The sequence below is a fragment of the Geodermatophilus sabuli genome (assembly GCF_010686765.1).
In the GTDB taxonomy this organism is placed as follows: domain Bacteria; phylum Actinomycetota; class Actinomycetes; order Mycobacteriales; family Geodermatophilaceae; genus Geodermatophilus; species Geodermatophilus sabuli_A.
In genome coordinates this window covers 23,864-43,155 of record NZ_JAAGWF010000010.1, presented here as the reverse complement: position 1 = coordinate 43,155, position 19,292 = coordinate 23,864, and the positions used below count along the sequence as shown (strand labels likewise).

Annotated in this window: 16 protein-coding genes; 8 read left to right on the top strand and 8 right to left on the bottom strand. The window is 76.0% G+C overall.

Features of this window, described 5'->3' with window-relative positions; translation table 11 throughout:
• Positions 1–22: 22 nt before the first annotated feature.
• Positions 23–706, bottom strand: coding sequence for a GNAT family N-acetyltransferase (locus tag GCU56_RS10670; RefSeq protein WP_163481717.1), 684 nt, complete (start codon positions 704–706; stop codon positions 23–25).
• A 131-nt stretch (positions 707–837) separates the two neighbouring features.
• On the opposite strand from GCU56_RS10670, the gene GCU56_RS10665 reads away from it, so the two are divergent.
• The 3 genes from GCU56_RS10665 to GCU56_RS10655 are packed head-to-tail and all read left to right on the top strand — an operon-like array spanning position 838 to position 6,325.
• Positions 838–3,432, top strand: a complete 2,595-nt coding sequence (locus tag GCU56_RS10665; protein WP_163481716.1) for a molybdopterin-dependent oxidoreductase — start codon at positions 838–840, stop codon at positions 3,430–3,432.
• Positions 3,432–6,002 carry a nitrite reductase large subunit NirB gene (gene nirB / locus GCU56_RS10660; RefSeq protein ID WP_163481715.1) on the top strand — a complete coding sequence of 857 codons (2,571 nt, stop codon included), beginning with the start codon at positions 3,432–3,434 and terminating at the stop codon, positions 6,000–6,002. Before GCU56_RS10665 ends, nirB begins: the two co-directional genes overlap by 1 nt.
• On the top strand, positions 5,999–6,325 hold the full coding sequence (locus GCU56_RS10655) for a Rieske (2Fe-2S) protein (protein ID WP_163481714.1): 327 nt from the start codon (positions 5,999–6,001) through the stop codon (positions 6,323–6,325). Before nirB ends, GCU56_RS10655 begins: the two co-directional genes overlap by 4 nt.
• A 31-nt stretch (positions 6,326–6,356) precedes the next feature.
• Here the strand turns inward: GCU56_RS10655 and GCU56_RS10650 are convergent, their stop codons facing one another.
• The 3 genes from GCU56_RS10650 to GCU56_RS10640 all read right to left on the bottom strand — a co-directional run bounded on the left by GCU56_RS10650 (position 6,357) and on the right by GCU56_RS10640 (position 8,988).
• The gene (locus tag GCU56_RS10650; RefSeq protein WP_163481713.1) at positions 6,357–7,811 is read right to left on the bottom strand and encodes a hypothetical protein; all 1,455 of its coding nucleotides are present in this window, start codon (positions 7,809–7,811) and stop codon (positions 6,357–6,359) included.
• On the bottom strand, positions 7,808–8,314 hold the full coding sequence (locus GCU56_RS10645) for a SigE family RNA polymerase sigma factor (RefSeq protein WP_163481712.1): 507 nt from the start codon (positions 8,312–8,314) through the stop codon (positions 7,808–7,810). Before GCU56_RS10645 ends, GCU56_RS10650 begins: the two co-directional genes overlap by 4 nt.
• An 86-nt stretch (positions 8,315–8,400) precedes the next feature.
• A complete protein-coding gene (locus GCU56_RS10640) occupies positions 8,401–8,988 on the bottom strand; it encodes a helix-turn-helix domain-containing protein (RefSeq protein WP_163481711.1) in 588 nt (195 codons plus the stop codon).
• Positions 8,989–9,172: 184 nt separating this feature from the next.
• Between GCU56_RS10640 and GCU56_RS10635 the strand changes: the two genes are divergently transcribed.
• A complete protein-coding gene (locus GCU56_RS10635; protein ID WP_163481710.1) occupies positions 9,173–10,129 on the top strand; it encodes an NAD(P)/FAD-dependent oxidoreductase in 957 nt (318 codons plus the stop codon).
• 4 nt (positions 10,130–10,133) lie between these two features.
• Here GCU56_RS10635 and GCU56_RS10630 read toward each other — a convergent pair whose 3' ends face one another.
• Entirely contained in the window at positions 10,134–11,435 is a 1,302-nt protein-coding gene (locus GCU56_RS10630; RefSeq protein WP_163481709.1) for an AMP-binding protein, read from the bottom strand.
• A gap of 74 nt (positions 11,436–11,509) precedes the next feature.
• Between GCU56_RS10630 and GCU56_RS10625 the strand changes: the two genes are divergently transcribed.
• Together GCU56_RS10625 and GCU56_RS10620 are read left to right on the top strand one after the other, a co-directional pair.
• Positions 11,510–12,190 (top strand): TetR/AcrR family transcriptional regulator, encoded by a 681-nt coding sequence (locus GCU56_RS10625; protein ID WP_163481708.1) that lies wholly within the window; start codon positions 11,510–11,512, stop codon positions 12,188–12,190.
• On the top strand, positions 12,147–13,631 hold the full coding sequence (locus GCU56_RS10620; RefSeq protein ID WP_163481707.1) for an aromatic amino acid ammonia-lyase: 1,485 nt from the start codon (positions 12,147–12,149) through the stop codon (positions 13,629–13,631). Before GCU56_RS10625 ends, GCU56_RS10620 begins: the two co-directional genes overlap by 44 nt.
• Before the next feature lie 81 nt (positions 13,632–13,712).
• Here GCU56_RS10620 and GCU56_RS10615 read toward each other — a convergent pair whose 3' ends face one another.
• The gene (locus tag GCU56_RS10615) at positions 13,713–14,519 is read right to left on the bottom strand and encodes a hypothetical protein (RefSeq protein ID WP_163481706.1); all 807 of its coding nucleotides are present in this window, start codon (positions 14,517–14,519) and stop codon (positions 13,713–13,715) included.
• Between the two features lie 148 nt (positions 14,520–14,667).
• On the opposite strand from GCU56_RS10615, the gene GCU56_RS10610 reads away from it, so the two are divergent.
• Positions 14,668–16,053, top strand: a complete 1,386-nt coding sequence (locus tag GCU56_RS10610) for a nitrate/nitrite transporter (protein ID WP_163481705.1) — start codon at positions 14,668–14,670, stop codon at positions 16,051–16,053.
• 63 nt (positions 16,054–16,116) lie between these two features.
• Here the strand turns inward: GCU56_RS10610 and GCU56_RS10605 are convergent, their stop codons facing one another.
• Both GCU56_RS10605 and GCU56_RS10600 read right to left on the bottom strand, forming a co-directional pair.
• Complete coding sequence (locus GCU56_RS10605; protein WP_345771769.1) at positions 16,117–17,244, bottom strand: uroporphyrinogen-III synthase; 1,128 nt, start codon at positions 17,242–17,244, stop codon at positions 16,117–16,119.
• Between the two features lie 382 nt (positions 17,245–17,626).
• On the bottom strand, positions 17,627–18,676 hold the full coding sequence (locus GCU56_RS10600) for an MBL fold metallo-hydrolase (RefSeq protein ID WP_163481703.1): 1,050 nt from the start codon (positions 18,674–18,676) through the stop codon (positions 17,627–17,629).
• A gap of 52 nt (positions 18,677–18,728) precedes the next feature.
• Between GCU56_RS10600 and GCU56_RS10595 the strand changes: the two genes are divergently transcribed.
• On the top strand, positions 18,729–19,217 hold the full coding sequence (locus GCU56_RS10595; RefSeq protein ID WP_163481702.1) for a PH domain-containing protein: 489 nt from the start codon (positions 18,729–18,731) through the stop codon (positions 19,215–19,217).
• The last annotated feature ends 75 nt before the right edge of the window (positions 19,218–19,292 follow it).

Here is a 19,292-nt window from a genome sequence, read left to right as displayed (position 1 = left end):
GCGGCCGTCGCGGAGTGGCCGCTCACCCCCTGTACGAACGGGCGGCGCCCGGATCGACACCCGCGGCTGCGGGATCGGGCCGGCGGACCACCAGCCACACCGGCAGCTCGTCGTCCGCGGTGCGCAGGGCCCGGTCGACGTCGAAGCCCGACCCGCGCAGGAACCGGACGCCGGCCCAGCTGTACACCGCGGCGGCGGCCGGCAGCCCGGCGGCGTCGCACCGTTCCAGCACCGGTTCCAGCAACGCGCCGCCGTAGCCCCGTCTCCGGCTGCTGGGCCGGGTGCCGAGGTGGGTCAGCCACCAGTGCGGCTCCGCGGGGCGGGCGGCGTCGACCAGCTCCCGGGTGCGGGCGACCCGGTCGGCGTGCGGGCCGGCGAGGTACGGCAGCTCCCGGGCCAGCGCCGCGCGGACGTCGCCCGGCAGCGGGGAGGTGCCCGGCGCACCCGGCGGGGCCTCCCAGGTGACGACGGCGGTGACGTCCTCGGTCACCCAGCCGGTGCCGGTCGCCACCGACCGGTGCCCGGCGTCGAGCTCGTGCAGGCGGGTGAGCCGCTGCATCCGGCCGTCCTCCGGCAGCGCCCACCGGGTCCACCGGGACTCGGCGAGGGCGATCGTCAGCGTCGCGGCGATCCGCGGGACGTCGCGCTGCTCCGCGGGGCGGACCGACGGAGCACCGATGCGGACGACGGTCGGGCCTGCGCTCACCGGCTCATCCCACCACCCGGCGCCCGGGAGGGCTCCCGCACACCGGCGCCGGCCGGGGCGTGAGGTCCACGGAACCCAGGCTTGACGCCGGCGCAGCGGGAGGGAAACGGCCGCCGTCGACGCTCGGTGCCGTGTCCACGACCGCCGTCCCCGGCCCCCTCCCGACGGGCACCCGCAGCACCGAGACGCACTGTCCGTACTGCGCCCTGCAGTGCGGGATGACGCTGACCGCCGGCGACCGGCCGGCCACCCTGGTCCCCGCCGACTTCCCCGTGAACAGGAGCGGCCTGTGCTCCAAGGGCTGGTCGGCCGCCGAGCTGCTCGACCACCCCGAGCGGCTGCTCCGGCCGCTCGTGCGGGCGGTCCCCGGCGACCGCACCAGCCCGCTGGTCGAGGCGAGCTGGGACGAGGCGCTGGACCGGGTGGTCGAGGCGATCGGGCGCACCCAGGAGCGGTACGGCCGCGACGCCGTCGGCTGCTTCGGCGGGGGCGGGCTGACCAACGAGCAGGCCTACCAGTTCGGCAAGTTCGCCCGGGTCGCCCTGCGGACCAGCGCGATCGACTACAACGGCCGCTTCTGCATGTCCTCGGCCGCCGGGGCGGCGAACCGGGCGTTCGGGCTCGACCGTGGGATGCCCTTCCCCCTGAGCGACGTCGCCGCGGCCGACGTCGTCGTCCTCGTGGGCTCGAACCCGGCCGACACCATGCCGCCGGCCATGCAGTACTTCGACGAGGGCCGCGCCCGCGGAGCGCTGCACGTCGTCGTCGACCCGCGACGCACCGCGACCGCCCGCAACGCCGGGCTGCACCTGCAGCCGCTGCCCGGCACCGACCTCGCGCTGGCCAACGGGCTGCTGCACGTCGCGCTGGCCGAGGGCCTGGTGGACGAGGCCTACGTCGCCGCGCGCACCACCGGGTTCGACGACGTCCGCGCCGGGGTGGCCGCCTACTGGCCCGACCGGGTCGAGCGGCTGACCGGCGTCCCGGTGGAGGACCAGCGGCGGGCCGTGTTCGCCCTCGCCCGCGCGCCGCGGGCGATCGTGCTCACCGCCCGCGGCGCCGAGCAGCACCGCAGCGGCACCGACACCGCCCAGGCCTGGATCAACCTCGCGCTCGCCCTCGGCCTGCCCGGCCGCCCCGGCAGCGGCTGGGGCACCGTCACCGGTCAGGGCAACGGCCAGGGCGGCCGCGAGCACGGGCAGAAGGCCGACCAGCTGCCCGGGTACCGGCTGCTGTCCGACCCCGCGGCCCGCGCACACGTCGCCGGGGTCTGGGGCGTCGACCCCGGGGACCTGCCGCAGCCGGGCCGGTCGGCCTTCGAGCTGCTCGACTCCCTCGGCACCGACGGCGGGGTGCGGACCCTGCTGGTGCTGGCCTCCAACGTCGCGGTGTCCGCGCCCGACGCCCGCCGGGTGCTCAGCCGGCTCGGCGACCTGGACTTTCTCGCCGTCAGCGACTTCTTCCTCTCCGAGACCGCCGAGCTCGCCGACGTCGTCCTGCCCAGCGCCATGTGGGCCGAGGAGTCGGGCACCATGACCAACCTCGAGGGCCGGGTCATCCGCCGCCGGCGCGCTCTGGACCCGCCCGTCGGCGTCCGCGACGACCTCCAGCTGCTCGCCGAGCTGGCCGGGCGGCTGGGCGCGGGGCACCTGTTCAGCGCCGATCCCGAGACCGTCTTCGCCGAGCTGGGCCGGGCCAGCGCCGGCGGCACGGCCGACTACTCCGGCATCACCTACCGGCGGATCGACGACGAGCAGGGGGTGTTCTGGCCCTGCCCGGCCACCGGGGACGGCGAGGAGCGGCACCCCGGCACACCGCGGCTGTTCACCGAGCGGTTCGCCACCCCCGACGGGCGGGCCCGCTTCCTGCGCGTCGAGCACGTCGAGGCCCACGAGCGGCCCGACGCCGACTACCCCTACGTGCTGACCACCGGCCGGGTGCTCGCCCAGTACCAGTCGGGCACGCAGACCCGGCGCTCGCGCAGCCTGCAGCTGATCGCCCCCACCCCGCGGGCCGAGCTGCACCCCGACCTGGCCCGGCAGCTGGGGATCGGCCCGGACGACGTGGTCGAGCTGGCCACCCGCCGCGGCCGGGCCCGCTTCCACGCCGCGGTCACCGACGCCATCCGGCCCGACGTCGTGTTCGCGCCCTTCCACTGGGGCGGCGGCTCCAGCGCCAACGCGCTCACCGACGCCGACGCACTCGACCCCACCTCGAAGATGCCCGCCTTCAAGGTCTGCGCGGTCGCCGTCGTCCGCATCGGCGGACCTGCTGAGCGCATCCCCGCCCCGCCCACCGCCGGCCAGCCCCGCCCGAGCCCGCACCGACGACAGCCGACCAGAGAAGCCCATCAACCCTCCCGGAGGAGGACTGCCACCGTGAAGAGCACGCCGCGGTTCCTGCAAGGCGTCTACCCGATCACCGGGGAGGGCCTGTCCAAGCCCGGCCCGGTCGACCCGGCCCTGCGCTACACCGTCCCCTCGGGCCGGTCCGCCCAGGCCCTCTACTTCCGGGGCGGCAACTCGACCGGCGAGCTGGTCTACGTGCTGCTGGTCCGGGACGGCGAACCGATGCGCTGGTTCCCGATCGGCGCGCGGAGCGACACGCACGTGCCCCTGCGGGTCGTCGAGGACCTCACCGGCGGCACCGTCGTGGAGCTGCACGCCGCCGCGCCCGAGGGCGTCCTCGGTGAGGTCGTCGTCGACCTGGGCCTGGTGGAGGTCTGATGACGGCGGTCCTGGGCGGCCGGCCGGCGGGCCTGACCACCCTCCACCTGGCCGACGACGACACCGACTCCCGCGCCCGGCTGGTCGTCGTGGGCAACGGCATGGCCGGGGCACGGCTGGTCGAGGAGGTGCTCGAGCGCGGCGGTGGCGAGCAGTTCCGGATCACCGTCTTCGGCGACGAGCCGCACGGCAACTACAACCGGATCATGCTCTCGCCGGTGCTGGCCGGCGAGGAGCACGAGGACGACATCGTCCTCAACAGCCACGACTGGTACGCCGACAACGGCGTGGCCCTGCGCGCCGGCGTCCGGATCGAGCGGATCGACACCGCCGCGAAGCTGGTCCACGCCGACGACGGCTCGGTCACCGCCTACGACCACCTGGTCCTGGCCACCGGCAGCCGGTCGTTCATCCCGCCGATGACCGGCGTCCGGCGCGCGGACGGCAGCCTGCTGTCCGGCGTCTTCGGGTTCCGCACCATCGACGAGACCCGCGCCATGCTCGACGCCGTCCAGGGCGAGACCGTCCGCGGCGAGGAGGCGCCCGTCGGGGGCGCACCGCGGCGGGCCGTCGTGCTCGGCGGCGGGCTGCTGGGGCTGGAGGCGGCCCGGGCGCTGCAGGGCCACGGCATGCAGGTCGACCTGGTGCACGCCGCGCCGTCCCTGATGAACGCCCAGCTCGACGCCGAGGCCGGGGCCATCCTCAAGCGCAGCGTCGAGGAGCTCGGCATCACCGTGCACCTCGACGTCCTCGCCACCGAGGTGGTCGGCACCGACCGGGTGCGCGGGGTGCTGCTCGCGGACGGGCGGCGGCTCGACGCCGACCTGCTGGTGGTCGCCGCCGGCATCCGGCCCAACACCGACGTCGCCGTCGTCTCCGGCCTGGAGGTGCAGCGGGCCGTCGTCGTCGACGACCAGCTGCGCACCGACGACCCCGACGTGTACGCGATCGGCGAGTGCGCCCAGCACCGCGGCGAGGTCTACGGCCTGGTCGCCCCGGCGTGGGAGCACGCCACCGTGCTCGCCGACGTGCTCACCGGCGCCGACCCGACCGCCGAGTACCACGGCAGCCGGACGGCGACCAAGCTCAAGGTCGCCGGCGTCGACGTCGCGACCATGGGCATCAACACCCCCGAGCGGGACGAGGACGAGTTCCTCGTCATCTCCGAGCCCAAGCGCGGGGTGCACCTGTCGGTGGTCATCCGCGACGACAAGCTGGTCGGCGCCACCCTCCTCGGCGACACGCGCAAGGTCGCCTTCCTCACCCAGGCCTTCGACCGCGGCGCCCCCCTGCCGGAGGAGCGCATCCGGCTGTTGGTCGACCTCACCGACGGCGCGGAGGAGGTCGGCGTCGCCGAGATGCCCGGCGACTCGCAGGTGTGCAACTGCAACGGGGTGTCCAAGGCCGCGATCTGCGAGGTGGTCGCCGACGGGTGCAGCTCGGTGTCCGGCGTCATGGACCGGACCCGGGCCGGCAAGGGCTGCGGGTCGTGCAAGTCGTTGGTCCGGCAGATCGTCGAGTGGGCGGCCGACGGCGACCTGGCCGAGGACGCCGCCGCCTCGTACTACGTGCCGGGCATCCCCCTGGCCAAGCCGCAGCTGATGGCCGCCATCCGCGAGCAGGACCTGCGCAGCGTCTCGGCCGTGTTCGCCGCGCTCGCCCCGGGGGGCCAGGACGACGCGAGGTCGAAGATGGGCCTGACCTCGCTGCTGCGGATGATCTGGGGCAGCGAGTACGTCCAGGAGAACGACGCCAAGTTCATCAACGACCGCGTGCACGCCAACATCCAGCGCGACGGCACGTTCTCCGTCGTCCCGCAGATGAAGGGGGGCGTCACCACCCCGGCCCAGCTGCGCCGGATCGCCGACGTCGCCGAGAAGTACGAGGTGCCGATGGTCAAGGTGACCGGCGGCCAGCGGATCGACCTGCTCGGCGTCCGCAAGGAGGACCTGCCGGCCATGTGGGACGACCTCGGCATGCCGTCGGGCTACGCCTACGGCAAGAGCTTCCGCACCGTGAAGACCTGCGTGGGCAGCGACTTCTGCCGGTTCGGCCTGGACGACTCCACCCAGCTCGGCATCGACCTCGAGACCCGGTTCCAGGGCATCGAGAGCCCGGCGAAGATCAAGATGGCCGTGGTCGGCTGTCCGCGCAACTGCGCGGAGGCCTACGTCAAGGACGTCGGCGTCGTCGCCGTCGGCAGCGGCAGGTGGGAGGTCTACGTCGGCGGGGCCGCCGGTGCCTCGGTCCGCAAGGGCGACCTGCTGGCCACCGTGGACTCCCCGGAGGCGGTGATCGAGCTGACCGGCCGCTTCCTGCAGTACTACCGGGAGAACGCCAACTGGCTGGAGCGCACCTACGACTTCGTGCCGCGGATCGGGCTGGAGAGGATCAAGCAGGTCCTCCTCGAGGACGGCGAGGGGATCGTCGCCGACCTCGACGCCGGCCTGCAGCGCTCCGTCGACGCCTACACCGACCCGTGGGGCCAGGACGGCCGGCAGCCGGCGACCCCCGGCCAGTTCCGTCCCGCCCTGCCGCTGGTCGCCCTGCCGCAGGTGCCGGTCCGATGAGCCTGACGGACCTGCGGACGACGACCGGGCACGTGGTCGGCCGGGTCGAGGACGTTCCGCCGGGGGAGGGGCGGGCCTTCGTCGCCGGCGGCACCCAGATCGCGGTCTTCCGGCTGCGCGACGGCTCGCTGCACGCCACCCAGGCGGCCTGCCCGCACGCCGGCGGGCCGCTGGCCGACGGGCAGACCGACGTCGACGTCCTGGTCTGCCCGCTGCACCTCTACGCCTACCGGTGGTCCGACGGCGCCGCGACGTCGGGTGCGACCGGGGTCCGCGTGTACCCGGTGCGCGAGGTGGACGGGGACCTCGTCGTCGACGTGTGAGGGAGCCGCCACCCACCCGGGCGGGGGGACGTCAGCCGTCCCACGTCGCGGTGCCCAGGACCTTCGTCCAGGCGAGCGACCTGCCGTCGGCGGCCAGCACCTCGACGCTGCCGAACTCGCCCGGGTCGGGCATCGGCACGACCGCGACGCCGTCGGCCAGCGGGTGGCGGGACAGCTCGCCCCCCCGGTCATCCACCAGCCGGGCGGTCGTGGCCGCGGCCGGGGCGACCACGATGAGGCTGCTGACCACCTCGGACCCCTCGGACATGTCGGTGGCGTCGCAGCGGACGATGTAGGTCTGGTCGGCCAGCGGAGGGCCGGCAGGCCGGAACCCGGTGCCGCACCAGGTGCCGCCGACCGCGCCGTCGTCCATCGCCAGCGCGTACTCCGCCGTCAGGTGGACGGCCCCGGAGGGCAGCGTGGCGGCCAGCAGCGTGACCCGGCCCGGGGTCGCTCCCGGTGCGGGCACGTCACCGTTCCACAGCACGGTGAAGTCCACCTCGTCGACCGGGAGCCCGCTCGAGGCCAGGACCGACTCGATGCTGCTCCCCAGCATCACGTCGGCCGGGGACGCCGGCGCGGGCGCCCGCAGCCAGCGGACGTCGGGCCGTGGTGCCTCGTGGGACGGGTCGACGTGGCCGTCCGCACCGCTGACCCATTGCTCCCCGTCACGGTCGACGCGGTAGAGCAGCGCTTGGTCGTGGGCGGCGTCCCGACGGCCCACGTCCAGGACGGCCACGCCGTCCGGGGCGTCGACCGGCATCCAGGTGCGGCTCACGGTCCCGTCCGCGGCGACCTCCGGGCGGAGCGACACCTGCACCGTGTCACCCGGTGCGGCCACCACGACCACCGCGCCGGTGGTGGTGTCCGCGAGCGCTGAGGGGGAGCGCGGGTCGACGCCGTACGGCACGCTCGAGAGCTCCAGCTGCGCGGGCGTCGCGCCGGGCGGTCCGACGAACCAGGCGACGGCGACGTCACCGAGCGCGCCGAGGTCGGTCTGCCGTGCAGGGTCGGTGTCCTGCGGCACGGTGGTGTCCGGCCCGGCCACCAGCGCCCACCGGCCGCCGGCGACGTCCCCCGCGAACACGACGTGCCGGAGGGCCTGCGGCGGGTTCGGCAGGCCCGCTCCGACCAGCGTCTCCCTGGTCCAGGGCAGCCGGAGCACGCCCTCGACGAAGGCGGCGTCACCGGCCAGTGAGCCTCGGGTGGGGGCGGTGTACACCGCCGCGGCGGGCAGGTCGCCCGATGTGTCCGGCCCGGCGGCGGGAGCGGCGGGTGCCGGCTCCACCGCCGGTCCGCCGAGGCCCGCCGGGACGGCGACCACCACCGCGGCGACGAGGGCGGCGACGGCACCGAGGGCGGCCCGCTGGCGGCGGAGCCTCCGGTGGCGAGCGGCGACCGCGCTGGCGAGGTCGTCCCGGGGCGGTGGCGCGGTGGTCTCGGCGAGCCGGTGCAGGCGGTCGCGCAGGTCGGTGTCGGCGCTCATCGGAGCTCCTCCCCATGGGCCGGGGTCAGCGGCGTGAGGGCCGCGCGCAGGCGGGCCAGCCCGCGGGCGGTCTGGGTGTTGACGGTGCTGGCCGCGCAGCCCATGAGCTCCGCGGTCTGCTGCTCCGAGAGGTCCTCGAAGTAGCGCAGCACCACCGCCGTCCGCATCCGGACGGGCAAGGCACGCAGCGCGGTCCGCAGCTCCTCGTCGGCATCCGCCGCTGCGGGTGCGGCCCGGTCGGGCACGGCCTCCACCACCTGCTCCGACGTCGACAGCCGGCGGCGCCAGCTGGTGTGCGCGGTGACCAGGACCCGCCGGACGTAGGCCGACGGCGGTCCCGACCGGCTGATCCGCGGCCAGTGCCGGTAGGTGCGCAGCAGCGCGGTCTGCACGAGGTCCTCCGCGTGTCCGCGGTCACCGGCGAGGAGGACGGCGAGACGCAGCAGACCCGCCTGCTCCCGGGCCACGAAGTCCGCGAAACTCCGGCCCTCCTCCTCGCGCACGCCCACCCCTCCGCCGGTCTGCTGCCCTCTACACGCGCCGGGCCGCCCGGGAGACCCACAGCCGGACGGTCACGATCCGATGACGGTCAGCCCCGAGCGGGTCGGGCGCGGACGTGCATCCGCTCGCCCTGCGGGCCGAAGAGGCTGAGCACCTCGGTGGGCCGGTCGGTGGGGTTGCCGAACCAGTGCGGCGTCCGGGTGTCGAACTCGACCACCTCACCGGGGGCCAGGACGACGTCGTGCTCGGCGAGGACCAGCCGCAGCCGGCCGGAGAGCACGTAGAGCCACTCGTAGCCCTCGTGCACCCGCGGATCCGGCTCGCCCGGGAGGCCGGGCGGGATCACCAGCTTGTAGGCCTGCAGGCCACCGGGACGCCGGGTCAGCGGCACCACGGTGGCGCCCCAGCCGGTGGTCGAGGGCCGCAGGTGCACCCGGGGGTCCCCGGTGGGCGGCGCGCCGACCAGCTCGTCGAGCGGCACCTGGTGGGCGCGGGCCAGCGGCAGCAGCAGTTCCAGGCTCGGCCGGCGATCGCCGGACTCGAGCCGGGACAGCGTGCTCACCGAGATGCCGGTGGCGGTGGACAGCTGGGCCAGCGTGGCGCCGCGCCGCTGCCGGAGCGCCCGCAGCCGCGCCCCGACCCCGCCCAGCACCTCGTCCAGATCCGGTTCGCCCATCTGTCCAGTTTGCCAATCCGGCAACGTTGCTTGTCAAGTGGGCTCGTCTGGGCGCAGGGTCGCGGCGTGCGCAGCGACGACCGCTCCTCGGCCGCGGAGGGCCAGGCCGCCGCGGTCCGGGACGTCGTCGTCGCGTTGCGCCGGCACTGACACCCGACACACCGATCCCCGAGAGGACTTCGACATGAGGGACGAGTACGACGTGGTGGTCGTCGGCGGCGGCGCCGCCGGACTGAGCGGCGCCCTGGCCCTGGCCCGGGCGCGGCGCTCGGTGCTGGTGGTGGACGCCGGCGACCCGAGGAACGCCCCCGCCGAGCAGGTGCACAACTACCTGGGACGGGAGGGGACGCCGCCGGCCGAGCTCTACGCCGTCGGGCGGGCCGAGGTCACCGGCTACGGCGCCGAGCTGCTGAGCGGGACGGTGACCGCGGCCATGCCTGAGGACGGCGGGTTCGCGGTGTCGCTGGCCGACGGCGACACCGTGCGCGCCCGCCGGCTGCTGGTCACCACCGGTCTGACCGACGTGCTCCCCGACGTCCCGGGTCTGGCCGAGCGCTGGGGGCGCGACGTCCTGCACTGCCCGTACTGCCACGGCTGGGAGGCGCGCGACCGGGCCATCGGCGTGCTGTCCACCGGTCCGCTCGCCGTGCACCAGGCGCTGATGTGGCGGCAGTGGAGCGACGACGTGACGCTCTTCCGGCACACCGGGCCGGAGCCCACCGACGAGGAGCGGGAACAGCTGGGCGCCCGCGGCGTCTCCGTGGTGGACGGCGAGGTCGTGGCGGTGGAGGCGACCGGTGACCGGCTCTCCGGGCTCCGGCTGGCCGACGGGACGCGGATCGCCCGCGAGGCGCTCGCCGTGGCCACGGTGATGACCGCCCGCTCGGCGGTGCTCGAGAAGCTGGGCCTGGAGGCGGTCGAGCAGCGGATGGGTGAGGCGGTGGTCGGCACGGCCGTCCCGGCCGACGCCACCGGGGCGACCGCGGTCCCGGGCGTCTGGGTGGCCGGGAACATCGCCGACGTGTCGGCGCAGGTGATCGTCGCGGCCGCGGCCGGGATGCGGGCCGGCGCGATGATCAACGCCGACCTGATCGCCGAGGACACCCGCCGCGCGGTGGCGGCCGCCGCCCGTCCGCGCTGAGCGGTCAGGCGGACCGGACCAGGAGGAACTTCTCCCCGGGGGCGGGGTCCAGCGCTGGGACGAGCACCACGTCGACCGGCGGCGGGACCGCGCCGGCCGCCGCGAGTGCCGCTCCGAGTGCCGCGCGCAACCGGTCCGGGACGTCGGCGGGTGCCCCCGGCCCCACGACGATGCGGGTGTGCAGGCCGAGGCCGTCGTGCACGAACGCGTACTGGCGGACCTCGGGGAAGGGGGCCACGGCGGCACCCAGCACCGACGGGTGGACCGGCACCATCGGCACGTCGCGCCCGGGCAGGTGGAGGATGTCGGTGGTGCGCCCGTCCACCGAGGCCAGGCAACGCCAGGGGCGGCCGGCCGGGTTGGGCCGGGGGGACACCGTCACCGAGTCGGTCAGCTCGTAGCGGATGAGCGGCTGGGCCCGGTCGACCAGGTTGGTGACGAGGACCTTCGCGCCCGGCGTCCCCTCGGGGACGGGCCGGTCGTCCTCGTCGACCACCTCCACGACCACGACGTCCTCGGCGACCTCGAGGTCGGGGTGGGCGGGGGTGCTGGAGGCGAGGACGGGCGCCTCGGTGGCGGCGTACATGCTGACGGCCGCCACACCCCACGCCGCGCGGACCCGGCGCCGCAGGTCGGGGGAGAGTCCTTCGGACCCGAACACCACGATCCGTGGGGTGATGTGCAGGCGCCCGGCCACCTGCTCGTCGGCCAGCACGCTGCCCAGGCCGGCGGCGCAGATGAGGGCCTCGGGCTGCTGCTCGTCGAGCGCGGCGACCAACCGGGGCAGCGGGGTGGCGGCCGTCAGCCCGACCGGGGCGCCGGGCCGGCTGCCGAGGACCTGCCGGGTGAGGTGGGCCGGGCTGGGGCTCCCGATCACCGTGACCCGGGTCCCCGGGGTGATCCCCGCGCGGAGGCCCGCCCGGTCCGTGACCGCCCGCCAGACGGTGGCCTCCCGCTCGGTGAAGGCGACGATCGCCCGTCGCCCGGTCGTCCCCGACGTCGTCGCGACGCGGAAGGCCCCGAGGAACGGCCGTCCCGGGTCGTTCCCGGCGAGGTGGGCCTCCAGATCGGCGAGGTGCAGGCGCGGGTCGCACACGATGCGGTCGAACTGCGCCATCAAGGTGGCCTTGGTCAGCACCGGCAGCTCGGCGAGCGGCCGATCGGGCGCGTGCGGCCCCAGGACCTCCCGGTAGTAGGGCGAGGAGGCCGTCGCGTGCGCGAGGAGGGCCCGGAGTCGACGGCGCTGCAGTGTCAGGACCTCGTCCCGGGACCACCCGTCCCGGACGTCCAGCGAGAGACCGCCCATGTCCCTGTCCGCTCTTCGGAAGTCGTGCCGTATTCTGGACTACAGGGTGTCTGACGGAGTACGGTTCGGTCAAGATGCCTCCTCCACCTCGCAGACGCAGCTACACGCAGCGGCTCCGCGCCGAGTCGTCGGCCGGGACGCGACAGCGGATCGTGTCCGCCGCCCGGGACGCGCTGACCGCCCGGCCGCTGCAGAACCCCACCGTTGCGGAGGTGGCCGAGCGGGCGGGGGTGGTCCGCTCCACGGTCTACACCGCCTTCGGGTCCCGGGAGGGCCTGCTGCGCGCCGTCGTCGCGGACGTCAACGCCCGCGGAGGCTGGGCGCGGATGCAGGAGGCCTTCCGCCACCCCGACGCGCTGACCGCGATCGTGCGCAACCTCGAGGAGGGGGCGCGGATGATCGGCAGCGGCGCGGCTGTCGCCTCGGCCATCACCGCCCTCGCCGCCGTCGACCCCGACGCCGCGACGGTGGCCGCCGAGATCGACGCGGTGCGGCTGCGCGGGGTGCGCGACCTGGTCCGGCGGCTGGACGAACAGGGCGGGCTGCGGCCGGGGCTCTCCCGCGAGCAGGCCGTCGACGTCCTCTGGGTGCTGACCAGCTGGGGGACCTACGACCAGCTGGCCACCGGTCGCGGCCTCGATCCCGAGGCCGTCGGCGCACGACTGGTCGACATCGCCGTCCGCACGATCTGCCCCCTTCCGGAGCCCGCTCATGACCATCGTCAGGATCAGCACCGCACCGTTGTCGATCGATGACCTGCTCGCCGTGGTCGACGGCGCGAGGGTGGAGCTCGCCGAACCGGCGCGGGCCGTCGTCGCCGCCGCGCGGGAGGTCGTGGAGGAGGCGCTCACCGCGGGCGCGGCCGTCTACGGCCTGACCACGCAGGTGGGCCACCTCCGGGACACCCGGCTCTCCGAGGAGGAGATCCGCGGGGAGCAGGAGTTCCTGGTCCGCTCGCACGCCGGTGGCATCGGGCCGCCGCTGCCCACGCCGGTGGTGCGGGCCGCGCTCGCGGTCCGGCTCGCCGGGATCGCCCGCGGCGGGTCCGGCGCCTCGGTGGCGGTCGCGGACACGCTCGCGGCGATGCTCAACGCCGGCGTCCACCCGCTGGTGCCCGAGACGGGGTCGGTGGGGGCGGCCGACATCGGCCAGATGGGCGCCATCGCCCAGGTCGCGATCGGGCTGGGCCGGGCGGAGCACCGGGGGGAGGTCCTGCCCGGCGCGGAGGCGCTGCGCCGCGCCGGCATCCCGCCGCTCGTCCTCGGCGGCAAGGACGGTCTGGCCCTGATCTCGGCCAACGGCGTCTCGGTCGGCTCCGCCGCGCTGGTGGTCGCCCGCGCCGAGCGGGCGGCCGCGGCCGCCGACGTCGCCGCGGCGGTGACGATGGAGGCGACCCGGGCCAACCCGTCGGTCGTGCACCCCGCCGTCGGCCGGGCCAAGGGTGTCGCCGGCCAGGTCGCGGCCGCCGACCACATCCGGGACCTGCTGACCGGCAGCGCGCTGCTCGGGCCGGACGGGCCGGCCTCGGTGCAGGACCCGCTGTCGATCCGGGTGGTGCCGCAGGTGCACGGAGCGCTGCGCGAGCACGTCGCCGCCACCCGCGCGGCCGTCGACGCGGAGCTGGCCGCCGCCGCCGACAACCCGCTGGTGTCGGTCGAGGACCGGGCACTGGTCAGCAACGGCAACTTCCACCCGATGGTGCTGGCCATCGCCTGCGACGCGCTGCGGATCGCGCTCGCCCACGTCGGGCAGCTCAGCGACCGCCGGATGTCGCAGCTGTGGGAGACCTTCTTCCGGCAGCTCGCCGGGCCGCCGCCGTCGGCCGCGTACGGGCTGTCCCTGCGTGTGGCGGCCGCGGCGGCGGTCGCCGACCTCCGGCAGCTCGCCGCTCCCGCGACGCTGGACGTCCCGCCGCTGGACAACGGGGTGGAGGACCATGCCACGGGCGCGCCGCTCAGCGCCCGGCGGGCCGACGCCGCGCTGGGCCTGCTCGAGGACCTCCTGGCCGTGGAACTGCTGCTGGCAGCCGACGTGCTCGCCACCGCCCGCCCGCTGCCCGCACCCGGGATCGGGACCGCCGCCGCGCTGGCCCAGGTGCGCGCGGCGACCGCCGAGGCCGAGCCCCACCCCGACGCCGTCCACCGGGCCCTGCGTGCGCGGTTCCCCGGAGCCGGGCTCCCCGGCGCGGCCGGCTGACCCGCGGCCGGCTGACGCGCGGCCGGCTGACCCGCGGCCGGCTGACGCGCGGCCGGCTGGCGCTCGGCCGGCGGCGCGGGCTCAGGAGCGGGGCAGCCCCAGGTCGGCGAGCACCGCGCCGACCACGTCGTCGCGGACCAGGTCGAGCACCAGCAGGCGGTGCAGCAGGACGCCCCGCCGGGTCAGCCGCAGGTCGGCCATGCGCAGCCGCGGCAGCACCGCCCCGCCGGGCTTCGGCTCCGCCGGCGGCGGGTCGAGCAGCCCGCGGCGCTGCAGGTCGGTCAGGTCCTCCATCGCCCCCCAGGCGCTCCACCCGCGCGGGTCGGCGGGCAGCGGGGCGATCGGCAGGGGCACGCGGTCGCGCCGTCCGACGGCGGCCACGAGCACCAGCTGACGGCCGGTCAGCTCAGCGGTCAGGCGGAGCCCGTAGGCGACCACCCCGGCGTCGAGGTCGGGGGAGAGGACGGTCTCGGCCAGGAGGTACCCCAGGTGCCGGACCCGCCACTCCTGCGCGGTGGACCGCGCGGCGAGCACGACGGCCTCCGCGAGCTCGTCGGCCGGCGCGCGATCGTTCCCCGCGGGGTCGAGGAAGCCGTCGGTGCGCACCGCCCGTCCCTGGGCGGACCGGGTGGCGGCCAGCTCGACGGCGAAGGCGAGGGCGGCGCCGGCGCGCACCTGCTCGCGGCCGGGGACGGCGACGTCCGGGTCGGCCGCCGCGGTGGCCGCCCGGCCCAGGCAGCGCGCCAGGACGGCGTCCAGCCGGATGCGGGAGGACGCCGGGTCGAACAGCACCGCCGCGGCCGAGCGGGCCATCGAGCCGGCCACCGGCTCGCCGGCCTCGACGAGCCGTCGGCCCGGCGCCGGAGCGGCATCCAGGGAGTTCCTCACCGGGTGATCATGTCCGGTCCGGTAGGGACCGTGCACGCCGGCGGCCGACGGCCTCACCACGGCGGGTCAGCGACGGTGAGCACAACGGAACACGAGTTCAGCCGCGCAGCAACGGCGGGGGAACGCCGGGGCAGCACCGTTCCCGGTCATGGCCGCTCCCACGCCCACCGCCCCGCCGACCCAGGCGCCGGTCGCCCCCGCCCCCCGGTCCGGACGCTGGATCGACGACTGGCGCCCCGAGGACCCCGCCTTCTGGGCGGCCACCGGCAAGCAGGTCGCCCGCCGCAACCTGTTCTTCTCGGTCTTCTCCGAGCACGTCGGCTTCTCGATCTGGAGCCTGTGGTCGGTGCTGGTGCTGTTCCTGCCCGAGGCGGTGTTCGGCATCGACCCGGCGGGCAAGTTCCTGCTCACCACCCTGCCCACGGCGCTCGGCGCCTTCGTCCGGCTGCCCTACACCTTCGCGGTCGCGAAGTTCGGCGGGCGGAACTGGACGATCATCAGCGCGTCGCTGCTGCTGGTGCCGACGATCGCCACGGCCGTCGTCCTGGAGCCCGGCGTCTCGTACTCCACGCTGCTGGTGGTCAGCTGCCTGGCCGGCGTCGGCGGCGGCAACTTCGCCAGTTCGATGGCCAACATCAACGCCTTCTACCCCGACCGGCTCAAGGGCTGGGCGCTGGGCCTCAACGCCGGCGGCGGCAACCTCGGCGTCCCCGTGATCCAGCTCGTCGGGCTGCTGGTGCTGGCCACCGCCGGCGCGGAGCACCCCCGGCTGATCCTGGTCGTCTACGTGCCGCTGATCGTGGTCGCCGCCGTCGGCGCCGGGCTGCTCATGGACAACCTGACGACGGCGCGCAACCAGCCCCGCGCCATGCGGGAAGCGACCCGTGAGCCGCACACCTGGATCATGTCGTTCCTGTACATCGGCACGTTCGGCTCGTTCATCGGTTTCGGGTTCGCCTTCGGCCAGGTGCTGCAGAACCAGTTCACCGAGTCCTTCGCCACCCCGCTGGCCGCGGCGGCCCTGACCTGGCTGGGCCCGCTGCTCGGGTCGCTGATCCGCCCGCTCGGCGGCTCGCTGGCCGACCGGTTCGGCGGGGCGCGCATCACCTGCTGGAACTTCGTGGCGATGGCGGTCGGCGCGTCGATCGTGTGGACGGCGAGCCAGGTGGAGTCGCTGCCGCTGTTCGTCGTCGGCTTCGTCGCGCTGTTCGTGCTCAGCGGCGTGGGCAACGGCTCGACCTACAAGATGATCCCGGCGATCTTCCGGACCCAGGCGCAGCAGCAGGTGGCCGCGGGCGGGGACAGCGCGGCCGCCGACCGGCACGCGCTGCGGATGTCCGGAGCGCTGATCGGGATCGCCGGTGCGGTCGGCGCCTTCGGCGGTGTGCTGGTCAACCTGGCCTTCCGGCAGTCGTTCCGGACCACCGGGACCGGCGACTCGGCGTACCTGGTGTTCATCGCCTTCTACGTGGTCTGCGTCGCGGTCACCTGGGTCGTGTACCTGCGCCCCGGGGCCCGCATGTCCGGCGTCTGAGAGCGGCCCCCCTGCAGGGCCCCCTGCCCCCGCCACTCGCGGTGGGGCCCTGCAGGGGGGCCCTCACACCTTGAGGCGGTAGCCGCGCTTGACGACGGTCTCCACCAGGGGCACGCCGAGCGCCGCGCGCAGCCGGGTCACCGCCATCTCCACCGCGTGCCCGTCGCCGCCGCCGGGCAGCCCCCGCACCAGCTCGGGCCGCGAGAGCACCGTGCCCGGCCGGGCGGACAGCGCCCGCAACACCGCCATCGGGCCGGGCGCCAGCTCCACCAGGCGGCCGTCGACCAGCGCGGCGTGCCCGCGCACCTGCACCTCGTGCGCGCCCACCCGCAGCACCGGGTCCCGCTCGGGCAGGCGGGCGACGACCTCCCGGGCCAGGGCGCCCAGCCGGGAGCGCTCCGGCTGGAGCGAGACGATCCCGGCGGCGGCCAGGGGAGCGGCGGTCACCGGCCCCACCGCGACCGGCAGCACGCCACCGGTCAGCGCCTCCACCACCTCGGCCCGCCGGCCCAGCTCGTCGGCGACGGTGAGCAGGCTGGCCGCGGCCGGGGCGCTGGTGAAGGTCACCGCGTCCACCGTTCGGGCGACGATCGAGGCGACCAGGCGGCGCACGGGGACGACGTCCTCGGGCAGCACCCAGCGGTAGACCGGCACGGTCAGCACCTCCGCACCCGCGGCGCGCAGTGCGTCGACGAAGTCCGGGAGCGGGTCCCCGTGCAGCTGGACGGCGATGCGGCGGCCGGCCAGCGGCCCCTCGGCCCCCGAGAGCAGGTGCTCCAGGACCTCCGCGGAGGACTCCGAGGCCGGCGACCAGGCGTCCACCAGCCCGCCGCCGCGGATCGCGCCGCGCGCCTTGGGTCCGCGGGCGAGCACCCGGGTGCCGCGGAGGTGGTCGACCAGCGGCAGGTCCCAGGCGTCGGCGGCCTCGAGCCAGCCGCGGAAGCCCACCCCGGTCGTCGCGACGACCAGGTCGACCGGCCGTGCGAGGACGGCGCGGGTGGCCGCCACGAGCTCGGCGTCGTCGGCCAGCGGCACGATCCGGATCGCGGGGGCGTACACCACCCGCGCGCCGCGACGGGCCAGCAGCGCCCCCAGCTCCTCCCGGCGGCGGGCCGCGGTGACCGCGACGGTGTAGCCGGCCAGCGGCAGCGGGTCCACCGCCGTCTCGGGCGTGCGCTCGGTGTCGGTCACGGCCCCATGGTGCGGCGTCCGTGTTGCGGGCATGAGTCACGGGCGTGCTCGCGCCGGGCTCGGCCCTCCCTCGGGAGGGCGCGGGCGGCGCTGTTCCAGCGGGCGAGCAGGGTGCTGGCGTCGTCCTGGAGCAGCCCGCCCTGGTGCCCGAGCACGGCATACGTCAGCCGGCGGACGGTCTCCGGGGGTGGCTGCCCCGAGGCGCTCGCGAGTGAGGAAGTCCACACGACGCGTCTCGCCGAAGCAGCCGTCCACGACCGACAGCGCGTGGTCGTAGGCGTCGCCGCCGACGTCGTGGGCGGGAGCCCCTCCGGACCGTGCACCCGGCGAGCGGGACCGACCTGCCGATGCGCCGCCGATCGGAGGGCGTTCCGTCTCAGGATCAGCGGGCCCGGACGGTCCAGGTCGGCACGGCGCCACCGGACCCGGTGACCAGCCCGCGGGCGGCCAGCAGCCGCAGGTGGGCGTCGGTCTCGGTGACGGCGAAGATGCGCATCCGCCGGGCGTACTGGTCCCATGGGCGCGACCAGGTGAGCAGCCCGGCCAGCTGCCACGGCGTGCTGTGCGGGTGCGCCCGGACGGCGGCCAGCAGCTCGGCCAGCCGGTGCTCGTGGTGGGCGCGCAGCTGGTCGGTCCGCTCGGTCAGGCCGCGGAAGCGCCACTCGTGGGCGGGCAGCACCTCGGTGACCTCCCGCCGGCCGACCGCGGCGAGGGAGGCCACGTAGTCCCCGAGCGGGTCGGGCACCCCGTCGTGCGTGGTGGAGACGTTCGGGCTGATCCGCGGCAGCACGTGGTCCCCGGAGAAGAACAGCCCGGTGCGCTCCTCGGCGAAGCACAGGTGCCCGGGGGTGTGGCCCGGGGTGTGCACGGCACGCAGCGTCCAGCCGGGCAGGTCGGCCAGGTCGCCGTCCTCGAGCAGCCGGTCGGGGACCGCCATCCTCGAGAACGGCGCGAAGTGCTCGGGACGGCCCACGTCGGCGGCCGCCTCGTCGGGGTCGGCGCCCAGCGAGACCAGGAAGGCCACCTCCGCGCGCACCGAGGCGACCGGGTCCCGGTGCACGCGGGACCCGACGATGGCCGCGTCCGCGGGGTGCATCGCCACCCACGCGCCCGAGGCCTGCCGGACCCGCTCGGCCAGGCCCAGGTGGTCGAAGTGCAGGTGGGTCACCAGCACGCCGCGGACGTCGGCCACCCCGCCCCCGATCGCGGCCAGCCCCTCGCCGAGGGTCCGCCAGCCGTCGTCGCTCTCCCAGCCCGTGTCGAGCAGGCCCAGGCCGCCGCCGTCGAGGGCGAAGGCGTACACCGAGACGTAGCGCAGCGGGTTGTGCGGGATCGGCACCGGGATCGACCAGAGACCGGCGCCCAGCTGCTCCACCGGGGGCAGCGCCCGCTCCCGCCAGGCCTCGTGCTGCGCTGTGCCGGTGACCTCCACGAGGCCGCACTCTGCCAGCTCCGTCCGAGCCCCGACCTGGGAGCATGGGGGCGTGCCGTCGCCCGGATCGCCGCCCGCCGTCTCCGCCGTCCCCCGTCGCTGGCGGCTGCTGTGCGCCGTGCTGGCCGCCGTCGTGGCGGCCGGGCTCGCGGTGGTGGGGCTGACGCTGCAGGGCAACGCGACCGGCGTGGTGACCTACACGACCGCCGACGAGATCGCGGTGGTCCTGCTGGGCGTGCTCCTGGGGGCCGGCATCCTCGCGCTCGGCCGCATGCGGGTGGACGCCGACGCCGACGGCATCCGGGTCCGCAACCTGCTGGGCAGCCGCGAGCTGCCGTGGCGCGCGATCCGTGCGGTCCGTTTCGATGCCCGGTTCCGCTGGGCGACCCTGCTGCTGACCAACGACGACGAGTTCGCCGTCCTCGCCCTGCAGGCCGCCGACGGCGAGCGGGCGGCCGCCGCCGTGGAGGGGTTGCGGGCGCTCCTGGCCGCCGACCGCGCGCGCCAGCCGGCGCCACCGCCGCTCCTGTACGACGACTGAGAGGGGCTCCCTCGCCCCTCTCCACTCGCGGGCTCGCGGCGGGACCCTGCACGGGGACCGTTCCGGGGGCGGGAT